This is a genomic window from Amycolatopsis sp. NBRC 101858, from assembly GCF_030269325.1.
Taxonomy (GTDB): domain Bacteria; phylum Actinomycetota; class Actinomycetes; order Mycobacteriales; family Pseudonocardiaceae; genus Amycolatopsis; species Amycolatopsis ponsaeliensis.
In genome coordinates this window covers 1,142,892-1,156,283 of sequence record NZ_BSTD01000001.1, presented here as the reverse complement: position 1 = coordinate 1,156,283, position 13,392 = coordinate 1,142,892, and the positions used below count along the sequence as shown (strand labels likewise).

The following is a 13,392-nucleotide window of genomic DNA, read 5'->3' as shown; positions in this document are numbered from 1 at the left end:
CGCACGTGCACCACCGGCTCGCCCGTTTCGACCGCAAGGCCACGCCGCTGCTGTTCGTCGCGCCCTTCTTCGGCCTGTTCGTCGTCTTCGGCGCCTTCCCGCTGCTCTACACGGCGTGGGTGTCGCTGCACGACTGGAACCTGCTGGAGGGCGACCAGGGCTACCTCGGCCTGGCGAACTACGGCGAGCTGCTCGCGGACCCGAACTTCTACAACGCGCTGGCCAACACGGTCGGCATCTTCGTGCTCGCCGCGGTCCCGGAGTTCCTGCTGGCGCTGGGCATCGCGGCGCTGCTCGACCGCCCGCTGCGGGGCGCGACCTGGTGGCGCACCGGGATCCTGCTGCCGAACGTCGTGTCCGTCGTCGCGATCGGGCTCGTGTTCGGGCAGCTGTTCAGCCGGGACTACGGCGTGGTCAACGAGGTCCTGGGCTGGTTCGGCGTCGCGCCGGTGAACTGGCAGGCGTCGAGCTGGACGTCGCACTTCGCGGTGGCGTCGATGGTGCTCTGGCGCTGGACCGGCTACAACGCGCTGATCTACCTGGCCGCGATGCAGGCCGTCCCCGGCGACCTCTACGAAGCCGCCGCGATCGACGGCGCCTCGCGCTGGCGGACGTTCTGGTCGATCACCGTGCCGGGCATCCGGCCCGCGCTGGCCTTCACCGCCATCGCCGGCACAGTCAACGGGCTGCAGCTGTTCGCCGAGCCGCAGCTGTTCGACGCCGGCGGGTCGGGCGGGACCGGCGGCAACGACCGCCAGTTCCAGACGCTCGTGATGTACCTGTACGAGAAGGGGTTCACGCACTTCGACGCCGGGTACGCGGCCGCGCTCACCTGGGTGATGTTCGTGGTCTGCGCGGTGTTCGCGCTGGTCAACTACCGGCTGGTGCGCCGGTTCGTGAGGTCGGCGTGAGACGCCCCGCCGGCTGGGTCTACGCGGTGCTGACCGGCGTGCTCGGCGCGTCGATCTTCCCGCTGTACTGGTCGTTCGTCGTCTCCACGCGCGACAACTCGGCGATCGGGGAGACGTCTCCACTGCTGCTGCCGGGCGGGCACCTCGTCGAGAACGTGCGGCGCGTCTTCGACACCGTCGACTTCTGGCTGGCGCTGGGCAACTCGCTGATCGTCGCGAGCACCGTCATGGTGTCCAACGTCGTGCTGGCGAGCCTGGCCGGGTTCGCCTTCGCGCGGCTGCGGTTCCGCGGCCGCAACACGCTGTTCCTGCTGGTCGTCGGCTCGGCGATGGTGCCGGCGCAGCTCGGCGTCATCCCGCTCTACCTGGTGGTCGGCGAGCTCGGCTGGTACGGGCGGCTCGAAGCGGTGATCGTGCCGGGGCTGCTCAGCGCGTTCAGCGTGTTCTGGATGCGCCAGGCGTGCGAGAACGCGATCAGCGCCGAGCTCGTCGACGCGGCGACCGTCGACGGCTGTTCGATCCTGCGCACCTACTGGCACGTGGCGGTGCCCGCGCTGCGCCCGGCGGCCGCGGTGCTGGCGATGCTGACGTTCATGGCCGCGTGGAACGACTACTTCTGGCCGCTGGTGGTACTCGACCCCAACGAGACGCCGACCGTGCAGGTCGCCCTGTCCCAGCTGGCCAGCGGCTACTACACCGACTACGCGCTCATGCTCACCGGCGCGACCGTGGGCGTCCTGCCCGTGATCGCGCTGTTCCTGCTGCTGGGCCGCCACATCGTCCGGGGAATCCTGAAAGGGGCGCCAGTATGACCGGTCTTTCCTTCCCGCCCGGTTTCCTGTGGGGCGCGGCGACCGCGTCCTACCAGGTCGAAGGCGGGGTTTCCGAGGGCGGCCGCGGACCGTCCATCTGGGACACTTTCGCGGCCCGCCCGGGTGCCGTCCTCGGCGGCGCGTCCGGCGAGGTCGCGTGCGACCACTACCACCGGTACGCCGAGGACATCGGGCTGCTGGCCGATCTGGGCCTGGGTGCCTACCGGTTTTCGGTGGCGTGGCCGCGGGTCATGCCGGACGGGCGGACGCCGTCGGCTCCGGGCCTGGCGTTCTACGACCGGCTGGTGGACGAGCTGCTGCGCCGCGACGTCGTGCCGGTGGTGACGCTCTACCACTGGGACCTGCCGCAGGCCCTCGAAGACGCGGGCGGCTGGCCGGCGCGTGACACGGCCCACCGGTTCGCCGAGTACGCCGCGGTGGTCCACGACGCGCTGGGCGACCGCGTCGACCAGTGGACGACGGTCAACGAGCCGTTCTGCGCGGCGTTCCTGGGGTACGGCAGCGGGGTGCACGCGCCGGGCGTCCAGGACTACGACACGGCGCTGGTCGCGGCGCACCACCTGCTGCTGGGCCACGGGCTGGCGACGCGGGCGCTGACCGAGCAGGCCCGGCCGGGGCACGAGTTCTCGCTGGCGTTGAACTTCGCGCCCGCGATCCCGGACGGTTCGACGCCGGACCACCTCGAGGCGGCGCGGAAGTTCGACGGGATCCACAACCGGTTCTTCCTCGACCCGGTGCTGGGCCGCGGCTACCCGGAGGACGTGCTGTCCGACGTGGCTCACCACGGCGGCCGGTTCGCGGCGTCGATCCGCGACGGCGACACGGACACCATCGCGGCGGCGATCGACTGGCTGGGCGTGAACTACTACGCGCCCGCGCGGGTGACGCCGTCGGCGGATCCGCTGGTGCACGGCAACTGCCCGCTGCCGGGGTTGCGGGGCGTGGACGTGCTGCCGGCTCCGCCGCCGCTGACGGCATTCGGGTGGGAGCAGGCGCCTTCCGTGCTCACTTCGCTGCTCGGACGGCTTTCCGAGCGGTCGGGCGGGCTGCCCATGGTGGTGGCGGAGAACGGCGCGTCCTTCGCGGACAAGGTGACGTCCGGCCGGGTGCACGACGCGGCCCGGGTGAACTACTTCATGGAGCACGTCCGCGCGGTGCACGACGCGATCCGGCAGGGTGCCGACGTGCGCGGGTACATCGCGTGGTCCCTGCTGGACAACTTCGAGTGGGCGATGGGGTATTCGCAACGCTTCGGCCTGGTCCACGTCGACTTCGAGACGCAGGAGCGGACGGTCAAGGACTCGGGCCGGTTCCTCGGCCGGGTCGCCAAGGCGAACGCGCTGACGGACTAGCCGTGTCGACCCCTCAATCACGCGTGTCGACCTCCTGATCACGCGTGTCGACCCTTCCGTCACGTGAGCCCCGCGGCCGGTCGCCGGACGCGCGTGATTGGAGCGCCGACTCGCGTGATCAGAGGGTCGACACGCGTGATTGAAGGGTCGACACGGGTCAGGGGCGCTGGCGGAAGGCGTCGGCGACGCCCGAGCGTGACGGGGTCTCCAGCTTCCCCAGCAACCTCGTGACGTGGGCCTGCACCGTGCGCCGCGGCAGGGACAGCTCCGCCGCGATGTCCGGGTTCGAGCGGCCGTCCGCGACCAGGCTCGCGATCCGGACCTCGATCGGCGTCAGCGACTCCCAGCCGTGGCCCGGGCGGACCGCCGAGAACAACGCCCCGCGCCGGACGCCCAGCCGCCGCAGCCGCGTCTCCGCCCGGCGCAGGTCCCAGCGCGCCCCCAGCGCCGTGTAGATCTCCGCCGCCTCCTCGAACGCCGCGTGCGCCGCGTCGAGGCGGCCCGCGCGGGCCAGCAGCTCCGCCGCGTCTTCGAGCACGGACGCCAGCTCCGGACGGCGGCCGACCGCGCGGAAGTGCTCCGCCGTCGCGAGCACCGCCGCCGGGTCGCCCTCGATCAGGCCCCGGCACCACGACACCGCCGCGTGCGCCCGCGCCGGCCGTCGCTCCTTCGCCGCCTCCTCCTCGCAGACCTCCAGCGCCCGGCGCGCGCGGACGACGTCGTCCTGCTCCACCGCCAGCCGCACGAACGTCGGAAGCCACTGGTGGCGCAGCATCATCTGTGCGTACGTCGGGTTCAGGATCGGCTCGAGGATGGCCATCGCGCGGGCCCGGTCGCCGCGCTGCTCGGCCGCGAGGGCGTCCGCGACCAGCAGGAAGTCGAAGCTCTCGCGCTCGGCGCCGGTCGCCGGGGCGTACTCCTCCGCCGCGTCGAGGTGGGCCGCGGCCTGCGCGCGGTCGTCGCGGCGGCCGGCGATCAGCGCCGCGACGCCGTGCAGCAGCAGCGCGGCCGGGCCGGGCTCACGCAGGCCGTAGAACGTGATCGCCGGGCCGTCCTCGGTGACCGTGTCCAGCTCGACCAGTGCCTCGTCCCAGCGGCCTTCCCAGTACCGGTGCACCGCGACCGACACCTGCAGCCCCACCGGCATCGAGTGCCGGGCCGCGACGTCGCCTGCCGCGCGCAACGCCGCGTCCGCCTCGGCGAGCCGGTCGAGGTTCTGGAGCGTGAACACGCGGTTGTCGAGCAGGTCGAGGTGCAGGTCGGCCAGTTCGTGTTCGTCGCCGACGGCCTCGATCGCCGCGTCGATGTGCGTGAGTGCGGAGTCGTGCTCGCGCCGGACGGAATCCACCAGCCACAACGACTGCAGCGCGTGCGCGGTCAGGTAGCGGTCGCCGCCGGCGAACGACTTGGTCTCGTACGCGGCCTTCTCCGCCGTGTCCAAATCGGACAGATCGCCGCGGCGGAAGTTCGCCAGCAGCTGCCGGTGCTTGACCCGCCAGAGCTCCGGAACGGCCGGGTCGTCGGCCGACGCGGCGAGGATCGCGACCGCGCCTTCGGTGTCGCCTCGGCGGTGCTTGAGCGCCGCGAGGACGTGCCGCATCTCTTCGGTGGACTCCGGGTCGGTGGAGACGTCGAGTGCTTGCTGCGCCAGGGATTCCGGGTTGCGCTCCAGCCGGAACAACACCTTGACCAGTGCGACGAGCAGGACTTCGCGCCGCTCACCGGCGCCCGCGGCGAGCGCGCGTTCCAGCAGCTCCACGGCGATCAGCGGCGCCCGGTTGGACACGGCCGCGTGGTGCGCGGCGAGCCAGTCCAGCACCCATTCGTCCACAGTGGCCGGTGCGGCCACCAGCTGCTCGGCGACGCGCTTGACGGGGGCGCCGATCCCGGCGAGCGCTTCCGCGGCCTGCCGGTGCAGCGCCGCGCGCGTCCCGGCGAGCAGCCGGTCGTAAAGCGCCTGGCGCAGCAGGGGATGCCGGAACGCGAGCTGGGTCCCGGTGTCGATCAGGACGTTCGCGGCGACGGCTTCTTCCAGCGGTTCCAGCAGGTCCGACGGCCGCGTGCCGAGCACCGCGGCGATGTCCCCGACGGCGAACTCCATGCCCAGCAGCGCGCCCCAGCGCAGCACTTCCTGCGTCCGGGCGGGGAGGAAGTCGAGCCGCCGGTCGACCGCGGCGACCAGCGAACGCGGCGCCTCGAACTCCGCCGGGTCGTCGACATTGGCCAGGCCGCCGCTCACCTCGACCGCACCGGCCCGCAACAGGACGTCGACCATTTCCTTGACGTACAACGGGTTCCCGGCACCACGAGCCGCCAGCTCACGCAGCCCGGGCCCGGGGGCGGCGCCGATCTGGTCCTCGATCAGCCGTCCGACGTCTTCGCCGGTCAACGGCGCGAGGTCGAGCACCACACCGTCGCGCGCCTGGACACCGCGACGCAGCTGGGCGAGCTCGGTGCGATCCGGCGCCGGGCGGGTCGCGGCCACCAGCAGCAGCGGCAGCTGCCGGGTCGCCGCACAGAGGCGGTGCCAGACCAGCACGGACGCCTCGTCCGCCCACTGCAGGTCGTCGACCACCAGCACCTGCGGCGAGCGCGCGCACAGCTCGTCGACCAGGGCCAGGAGCCGGTCGACGGCGCCGAGCACCGGGTCGGCGGGCCCGAGGCCGCGCCGCACCGGGCCTTCGCCGGCGAGCTCGTTCGCGACCTTCGCGCGCCGCGGGTCGGCCGAATGCGCGTCGATCGCCAGGCACTCGAGCATCACCTGCAGCGGGAAGCGGGTGCTCAGCTCGTCGGCGGCGGCCCAGAGCCGCTGGAAGCCCGGGCCGTCCGGCAGGGTGCTGGTGAGCAGCTCGGACTTGCCGATGCCGGCTTCGCCCTCGATCCACACGGCCCGGCCGCGCCCGGCCCGGACGTCGGCGACGAGCTCGGCGAGCCTCGTCGTCTCGGCTTCCCGGCCGAAGAGCCGGTGCCCGGTGGCTTCGACCGGTGCCATGGGCGCGTCGAGGCCCGGGTCCTGGGCGAGGATCTGCTGGTGGAGGCGTTGCAGCGCCGGTCCGGGCTCGACCCCGAGCTCGGCGACGAGGGTGGCGCGGGCGTCGCGGAAGACGTCGAGGGCGTCGGCGTGCCGTCCGCTGCGGTAGAGGGCGAGCATGAGCGACTCGCGCAGGGACTCCCGCAGCGGGTGCTCGCCGGCCAGCACGGCCAGCTCCGGCGCGAGGTCGAGGTGCCCGCCGAGGGCCAGCAGCGCCTGGGCGCGCCGGTCGAGGGTGTTCAGCCGCAGCTCGGCGAGGTATTCGCGGTGCCGCTCGGCGAACCCGCCGGGCACGCCGGAGAGCGCTTCCCCCTGCCAGAGCGCGAGGGCGGCGTCGAGCTCGGTGACGGCCGCCCGCGGATCACCGCGGTCGAGGTGCTGCTGCGCGCGTTCGCGGTGGCGCTCGAAGACGGCGGCGTCGAGCGCGTCCTCGTCGAGCAGCAGCGAGTACCCGGCGGGGTCCGACACGAGGACGCTGGCGGCCGACCAGCGCGACCGGTCGGGTTCGAGCGCCCGCCGCAGCCCGGAGACGTAGGTGTGGACGCTGCCTTCGACGCTCGCGGGCGCGGAGTCGCCCCAGACCCCGGCGATCAGTTCGGCGCGCGGGACCGGGCGCCCGGCGTTGACCGCGAGCATGGCGAAGATCGCGCGCTGGCGAGCGGGACCCAGGCCGATCTCGGCCGTCCCGCGCCAGGCCCGTACGGGGCCCAGCAAGCCCACTCGCAGACCGGTGTCCGCTTCCCCTCGCATGTCCCTGCCGTTCCCTCGGGGGACGAACCCGCCGGGGGCGGGCCCCCAGGACCCCGGCGGACATCTTCGGTGCCGATTACTCCGGCGAGCTTACTGACGTGGCAAGCCCGGATCGGGTTGCCCGGTCACGGGACGGGTTACGACTTTGGGAGGGGGTGGTATCGATCGCCCGACCGGTATGGGCTGAGCGCGCCGGTGCCGGGGCGGGTGGGCAGGGAAGCTCACCCGCTCCGCGTGCGAATGCCGGGAGTCGCACCGAGCCCGCGCGCCGGCCCTGGGCTCGCCCGGCGGCGGCCCGGGCCGCGCGGCTTTGGGAGCCTGCTTCCCTCGGCGGCGGCGGCCCGGCGCGGCCTTGGGGAGCGTGCTTCGCTCGGCGGCGGCCCGGGGCCGTGCGGCCCCGGGAGCCTGCTTCCCTCGGCGGCGGCGGCGGCCCGGCGCGGGCCTTGGGGAGCGTGCTTCGCTCGGCGACGGCCTGGGGAGCTCGCCTCACTCGTCGGCGACCGCCCGGAACCGCCGGCGCCGCCCGCGGCTCACTCGCCGGCGACGGCCCGGGACCGTGCCGAACCCGCGCGCCGGATCCCGAACGGCTGCATCCGGCTCTCGGCGCGCCGCACGTCCCACACCGCGCCCATCGTCGTGTACTTCGTCAACGCCGCGCGGAACGCGATGCGGGCGTCGTCCAGGCGGCCCGACTCCGCCAGCAGGATCGCCGCGTCCTCGGTCGCCTTGGCCTGCTTCAGCACCCGGCCCGCGATCCGGTAGTGCGAAACCGCCGTCAGCACCGGTTCCGGGTCGCCGGTGACCAGCCCGCGGCAGTGCGCGGCCGCCGCCGCGTGGGCCGGCGGGACCTCGCCCTCCGGGGTCAGCAAGCGCACCGCCTGCTGGGCGAGGTCGGACTTGCCGAGCTGCAGGGCGAGCCGCACCAGGTCGGGCAGCCACTGGTGGCGGGCCGCGGGCGGGTAGTGCTCCTCCAGCAGCGGCAGCAACGCGGCCAGCGCCGCCTCGGGCCGGCCGTCCTGCTCGGCCAGCAGGGCGCGGGCCGCCAGCAGGAAGTCGCCGCCGTCGGGTTCGAGCCCCGGGGGCCACTGCTGCCGGCCCGCCGCGTCGAGGTGCGTTCCGGCCAGCGCCGGCCGGCCGCGGTGCCCGGCGATCAGCGCGCCGACGCCGTGCACCAGCAACGCCGAACCGGGGCTGCGCAGGACGTACGACGCCGTTTCCGCGCCGTCGCGGATCACCGCGTCCAGCTCGGACAGGGCCTCGGGCCAGCGGCCCAGCCAGTAGTAGTGCACCGCGCCGGCCAGGTGCATCTCGCCCGGCACCGCGCGCGTCGCGGCGATGCGCCGGGCGGCTTCGAGGGGTTCGGCGGCCTCGTCGAGGCTGTCGAGGGTCGGCACGGACAGCGCCGCGTCGTCCAGCGGGTGCAGCCCGGCCGGCGCGAGGGCTGTTTCGTCGCCGAGCCGCTCCAGCGTGGCCAGCAGCGCCTCGTGGCGCCCGCGCCACATCTCCGGGACGTCGGCGTCGTCGAGCGTCCGCTTCAGCTCGGCCGTCGCCTCGGCGAAGTCGCCGCGGCGGTAGTAGACGTAGGCCAGGATCCAGCGCATCTCGGCCGCGCGCCTGCTGTCGGACGTCCGCGCGACGACCGAGCGCGCCTCCGCCTCGGGCTCGCGGCCGAGCCAGAACAGCAGCCGCGCGAGTGTCGCGGTCAGCGTCTCCCGCGCGTCCGGCGGCAGCGTCCCCTGCGTGACGGCGTGGCGCAGCAGGTCGACCGCGACGCGCGGGGTCTCGGTGGCGACCGCGCCGATGTTGTCCAGCAGCCACGTCGTCACCCACGGGTCGACCTGCGCGGGCGCGGCCGCGAGCTGCTCGGCGACGCGGTCGGCGGGGGCGCGCGCGGCGGCGAACGCCTCGGCCAGCTGCCGGTGCAGCGCCACCCGCATCGCCGCCGGGGTCTTTTCGTAGAGCACCCGGCGCAGCAGCGAGTGCCGGAACGCCAGCCGGTCGCCCGATTCGACGAGCACCCCGGACGTGATCGCCTCGTCGACCGCGCCGACCAGCGCCGTCGGCGGCCGCTCGGTCGCGACGGCGATGTCCGACAGCGAGAACTCGCGGCCCAGCAGCGCGGCCCAGCGCAGCGTGTCGCGGGTGCCGCTGGAGAGGAAGCTCAGGTACAGCGTGATCCGCGAGCCCAGCGGCGCCGGGATGGTCTGGCACGAGTTGCCGTCGAGATGCGCGTGGACGCCGTCGAGCACGATCATCGACTGCGCCAGCAGCGTCTCGACGATTTCCTTGACGTAGCGCGGGTTTCCGGACCCGTAGGACACCAGCGTCCGCAGCCCCGGCCCGGGTGGCGCGCCCGCCAATGCGGCGGCCAGCTCGTGCGTCTCCGCCTCGGCCAGCGGCGGTAGCGCGAACACGGTTGTGACATCGTTGTCGAGTTCGGCTCGCAGTTCGTCGAGCGCGGCCGGTCGTGGCACCGGCCGGCTCGCGCCGACCAGCAGCAGCGGCAGCTCCCGCGTCTCCCGGCTCAGGTACCGCCAGACGCGCAGCGTGGTGTCGTCGGCCCAGTGCAGGTCGTCGACCACGAGCACCAGCGGCGCCTCCGCGCACAGCTCGCGGACCAGCCCCAGCAGGCTGTCGACCGGGTCCTCGCCGGACCGCTCGGCGAGCCGGGCGGCCAGGTTCGCGCGGCGCTCGTCGGTGGCCCGCGGGTGCACGCCCAGCGCGTCGAGCAGCGGCCGCAGCGCGAACCGCTGGTCCAGCGCGTCCGCCGCGGCGAAGGCCGGCCGGAAGTCCTGGGTCATCGCGAGCAGCTCGGCCAGCAGCGCCGTGCGGCCGCTGCCCGGTTCTCCTTCGAGCCACAGCGAATGCCCGGTGCCCGCGCCGAGCTCGTCGACGGCTTCGCGCAGCCGGGCCAGCTCGGCTTCCCGGCCGACGAAGACGTCCGCGCGGTCCGGCATCGACGTGACGGGCGAGCGCGGCACGCGCACGGTCGGCGGCGGTTTCGGCGCCGGCTTGTCCCGCAGCTCGTCGTGCAGCCGCCGCAGCGCGGGGCCCGGCTCGGTGCCCGAGGACTCGACGAGCCTGTCCCGGACGTCGGCGTAGACCGCGATCGCCTCGGTCCGCCGGTCGGAGCGGGCCAGCGCGCGCATGAGCAGGCCGCGCAGCGTCTCGCGGAAGGGGTGTTCGCGGGTCAGCGCGGTCAGCTCGGCGATGAGCTCGGCGTGCCCGCCCGATTCCAGCACGATCTCGGCGCGCCGTTCGATCGTCGCCAGCCGCACCTCGGCCAGTCGCGCGCGCTGGGCGGCGGCGAACGGCCCGGGCAGCCCCGACAGCGGGACCCCGTGCCAGAGGTCGAGGGCCTCGTCGAGGACTTCGCGCGCGCCGCGCGAGTCGCCGGCCGACTGCTTGCGCTGGGCCAGTTCGCGCAGGGTTTCGAACCGGTGGACGTCGATCGCAGCGGCGTCCAGGCGCAGCGAGTAGCCGGACCCGATCGACGCGAGCAGCTGCGGGCCCTCGCCCTTCGCGCGGCCGGGTTCGAGTGCGCGGCGCAAGCCGGAGACGTAGGTGTAGATGGAGCCCTGGGCGCTCTGCGGCGGCGCCTCGCCCCAGACGGCGTCGATCAGCTCCTCACGCGAAACCGTGCGGTTCGGGTTCATCGCCAGTACGGCGAGGACCGTCCGCCGGTGCGCGGAGCCGAGGTCGAGCTCCGTTTCCCCGTGCCAGGCCTTGACCGGGCCGAGGAGCTGGAGTCTCGGTGCGGAGCCGTCCGCAGCCGACATCGGTCTCCCTTCGTGCGCTGACGAACCGTCACGCGCCGGATGCCTGACGTGAGCATACGCGGCCACCGTGAACCGCCAGGCAAGGATGGCGGACATTCGGGCAACGGCGGACGAGCGGGGTTCCGCCGGGGCGGCGGCGTGCGCGACCCTCGGTCGGCCGAGACCTCGAGGGAGCCCGAAATGGCCGCAGCCGAGCCGACGGAGGACATGAAGCGTGCCGCCGCCCGCTTCGCGTACGCCATCGAGGCGGCCGGTGCGCACTTCCGCGACGTCAACAGCGAGATGGCGATGGTGCAGGCGTCGTGGCGCGGGGAGGCGTCGGTGCGGTTCGGCCAGGCGATGAGCGACTGGGAGCAGGAGTTCGACGTGATCCTCTCGCGGCTGGTCCGGCTGTACGAGCTGACCGGCGGCGGCGTGCCGAGGCAGCGGCGGTCATGACGCGCCGCGACCTCGACTTCCGCTTCGCCGATCTGGTGCTGGACCGGATGGGGGAGATCACCGGCGAGCTGGGCGACCTGCTGGCCGAGCTGGAGTCCACTGTGGAGCCGGAGCTGGCCGGCTGGACCGCCGAGGCGCGGGACGAGTACCTGCGCGCGAAGCGCGACTGGGGCCGGGCGGCCGAGCGGATGCCGGCGTGCCTGGAGCGGACGCGCGAGGCGTTCGGCGAGCTGACCCGCGGGGGCCGGTGACTTCTTCACGCGCGTGAAGACGGAATAGGGAAGGCGTGAAGACCGGCCGTCCACACTGCTGCCATGAAGCCCGTCGAAGTGACCGTCCTCGCCTCGGACCCGATCACGCACGCCGGCGCGGTGACCCTGCTGGAGGCCCATCCCGACGTCCGGATCACCGATCTGGTGCCCGACGTGCTGCTGGTGATGGAGGAGCACGTCACCGAGGCGGTGCTGGGCGAGGTGCGGGCGGCGAAGGCGTCGCACGTCGTGCTGGTGGTCGAGCACTTCCGCGAGAGCGACCTGATGTCGGTGCTGGAGAGCGGCGTCGTGGCGATCCTGCCGCGCCGCGAGACGGGCGGCGCCGAGCTGGTGACGGCGGTGCTCGCCGCGGGTGACGGCACGGCGAACCTGCCGCCGCGGCTGCAGGGGGCGCTCCTTTCGCAGGTCCAGCGGATGCGCAAGGACGTCCTGGAGCCGAACGGGCTGACGCTGTCGGGGCTCGCCGCCCGCGAGTGCGACGTGCTGCGGCTGGTCGCCGAGGGGTTCGGGACCGAGGAGATCGCCGCGAAGCTGTGCTACTCGGAGCGGACGGTGAAGAACGTCCTCTACGGCCTGATGACGCGCTGCGGCCTCAACAACCGCGCCCACGCCGTCGCCTACGCGCTGCGAGCGGGCGCAATCTGAGCCGGTTTCTCCGCACGCCGGTGGGCTAGGGTCTCGATCATGGTGGCGACGGCAGCAGAGATCGCGGCTTCGGTGCGGGCCGGGACCCTCGATCCGGTGCAGGTGACCAAGGAAGCCCTCGACCGGATCGCCGCGGCGGACGGCGTCGTCGGCGCGTTCCGCCGGGTGCGGGCGGAAGAGGCGCTCGCGGAGGCCGCGGCGGTGGCCGCACGGCCCGACCTCGCTTCGCTGCCGCTGGCCGGGGTGCCCGTCGCGGTCAAGGACATCACGGAGATCGCGGGCGAGTACGCGTCGCACGGTTCGCTGGCCGGGCCGTCTGCTCAGGCGGCCGAGGACGGGGTCATCGCGGAGCGGCTGCGGGCGGCCGGCGCGGTGCTCGTCGGGCTGACGCGGGTGCCGGAGCTGTGCGTCTGGCCGATGAGCGACACCCCGGACGGCATCGCCCGCAACCCCTGGGACCCGACGTATGCCTCGGGCGGTTCGTCCGGCGGCAGCGCGGCGGCGGTGGCGGCCGGGCTGGTCCCGCTGGCGCACGGCACGGACGGCATGGGCTCGGTCCGGCTGCCGGCGGCGATGTGCGGGCTGGTCGGGCTGAAGCCGGGGTCGGACCTGCTCGCCGAAGGGGGCTGGTTCGGCATGTCGGTGCACGGCCCGCTGGCCACGACGGTCGCCGACGCGGCATTGCTGGTCTCGGTGCTGGCCGATGCTCCTTCGTTGGGTGAGGTTTCGCCGCCGTCGACGTCGCGGATCGGGATGTCGACGACGGTGCCGCTGCTGCGCACGCCGGTGCCCCGCGAGCTGGTCGCGGCGGTTGCGCAGGCGGCCGAGCTGCTTTCGTCGGCCGGTCACGCGGTCTCCCCGGCCGCCCCGCGCTACCCGGCCACGATGGTCCTGGGCATGACGGCCCGCTGGTGCGCGGGCCCGGCGCGGCAGGCCGCGGACTTCGACTTCGGGCGGTTCCAGCGGCGAACGCGCACGCACGTGCGGGTGGGCCGCGCCATCGAGCGAGCGGGCCTGATCCGCTCGGGCACGCGCGACCGGTGGGTCTCGCGGGCCGCGGAGTTCTTCACGAGCCACGACGTCTTGATGACGCCGACGCTGTCGCACTGGCCGGTGAAGGCGGGCCGCTGGCACGAGCGCCGGTGGCTGGCGAACGTCCTGCCGTCGACGCGCCTGGCGGGTTTCACGGGCCAGTGGAACTTCGCGGGCTACCCGGCGATCACGGTCCCGATCGGCCGGTCGGCCCGCTCGGGGCTGCCGACATCGGTCCAGCTGGTGGCCAAGCCGGGCGGCGAGTCGTTGCTGCTGGGGCTGGCGGCCCAGCTCGAGGCGGCGAACCCGTGGCCGCGGACTGCCCGCGGCTGACGCTGTCCACGCTCAG

General features: G+C 74.0%; 9 protein-coding genes. 7 read left to right on the top strand and 2 right to left on the bottom strand.

Translation table 11 applies throughout. The features are described from left to right. The first annotated feature begins 5 nt into the window (after window positions 1–5). From QSK39_RS05435 to QSK39_RS05425, 3 genes are read left to right on the top strand one after another with little or no spacing between them, the layout of a single operon-like run. Window positions 6–911, top strand: coding sequence for a carbohydrate ABC transporter permease (locus QSK39_RS05435; protein WP_285476544.1), 906 nt, complete (start codon window positions 6–8; stop codon window positions 909–911). Further along, on the top strand, window positions 908–1,723 hold the full coding sequence (locus tag QSK39_RS05430) for a carbohydrate ABC transporter permease (RefSeq protein ID WP_284749054.1): 816 nt from the start codon (window positions 908–910) through the stop codon (window positions 1,721–1,723). Before QSK39_RS05435 ends, QSK39_RS05430 begins: the two co-directional genes overlap by 4 nt. Further along, the gene (locus QSK39_RS05425; RefSeq protein ID WP_285476543.1) at window positions 1,720–3,096 is read left to right on the top strand and encodes a GH1 family beta-glucosidase; all 1,377 of its coding nucleotides are present in this window, start codon (window positions 1,720–1,722) and stop codon (window positions 3,094–3,096) included. The genes QSK39_RS05430 and QSK39_RS05425 overlap by 4 nt, the downstream gene beginning before the upstream one ends. A 157-nt stretch (window positions 3,097–3,253) precedes the next feature. Here QSK39_RS05425 and QSK39_RS05420 read toward each other — a convergent pair whose 3' ends face one another. Next, on the bottom strand, window positions 3,254–6,877 hold the full coding sequence (locus QSK39_RS05420; protein WP_285476542.1) for an ATP-binding protein: 3,624 nt from the start codon (window positions 6,875–6,877) through the stop codon (window positions 3,254–3,256). 530 nt (window positions 6,878–7,407) lie between these two features. Further along, window positions 7,408–10,656: an ATP-binding protein gene (locus QSK39_RS05415; RefSeq protein ID WP_285476541.1), complete on the bottom strand. Its 3,249-nt coding sequence runs from the start codon at window positions 10,654–10,656 to the stop codon at window positions 7,408–7,410. A 180-nt stretch (window positions 10,657–10,836) separates the two neighbouring features. Between QSK39_RS05415 and QSK39_RS05410 the strand changes: the two genes are divergently transcribed. The 4 genes from QSK39_RS05410 to QSK39_RS05395 all read left to right on the top strand — a co-directional run bounded on the left by QSK39_RS05410 (window position 10,837) and on the right by QSK39_RS05395 (window position 13,376). Then, window positions 10,837–11,094 carry a WXG100 family type VII secretion target gene (locus QSK39_RS05410; protein ID WP_284749058.1) on the top strand — a complete coding sequence of 86 codons (258 nt, stop codon included), beginning with the start codon at window positions 10,837–10,839 and terminating at the stop codon, window positions 11,092–11,094. Beyond that, the gene (locus QSK39_RS05405; protein ID WP_285476540.1) at window positions 11,091–11,345 is read left to right on the top strand and encodes a WXG100 family type VII secretion target; all 255 of its coding nucleotides are present in this window, start codon (window positions 11,091–11,093) and stop codon (window positions 11,343–11,345) included. The genes QSK39_RS05410 and QSK39_RS05405 overlap by 4 nt, the downstream gene beginning before the upstream one ends. A 63-nt stretch (window positions 11,346–11,408) precedes the next feature. Continuing rightward, window positions 11,409–12,011: a helix-turn-helix transcriptional regulator gene (locus QSK39_RS05400; protein ID WP_285476539.1), complete on the top strand. Its 603-nt coding sequence runs from the start codon at window positions 11,409–11,411 to the stop codon at window positions 12,009–12,011. A gap of 39 nt (window positions 12,012–12,050) precedes the next feature. Further along, window positions 12,051–13,376 carry an amidase gene (locus tag QSK39_RS05395; protein WP_285476538.1) on the top strand — a complete coding sequence of 442 codons (1,326 nt, stop codon included), beginning with the start codon at window positions 12,051–12,053 and terminating at the stop codon, window positions 13,374–13,376. Window positions 13,377–13,392 lie beyond the last annotated feature (16 nt).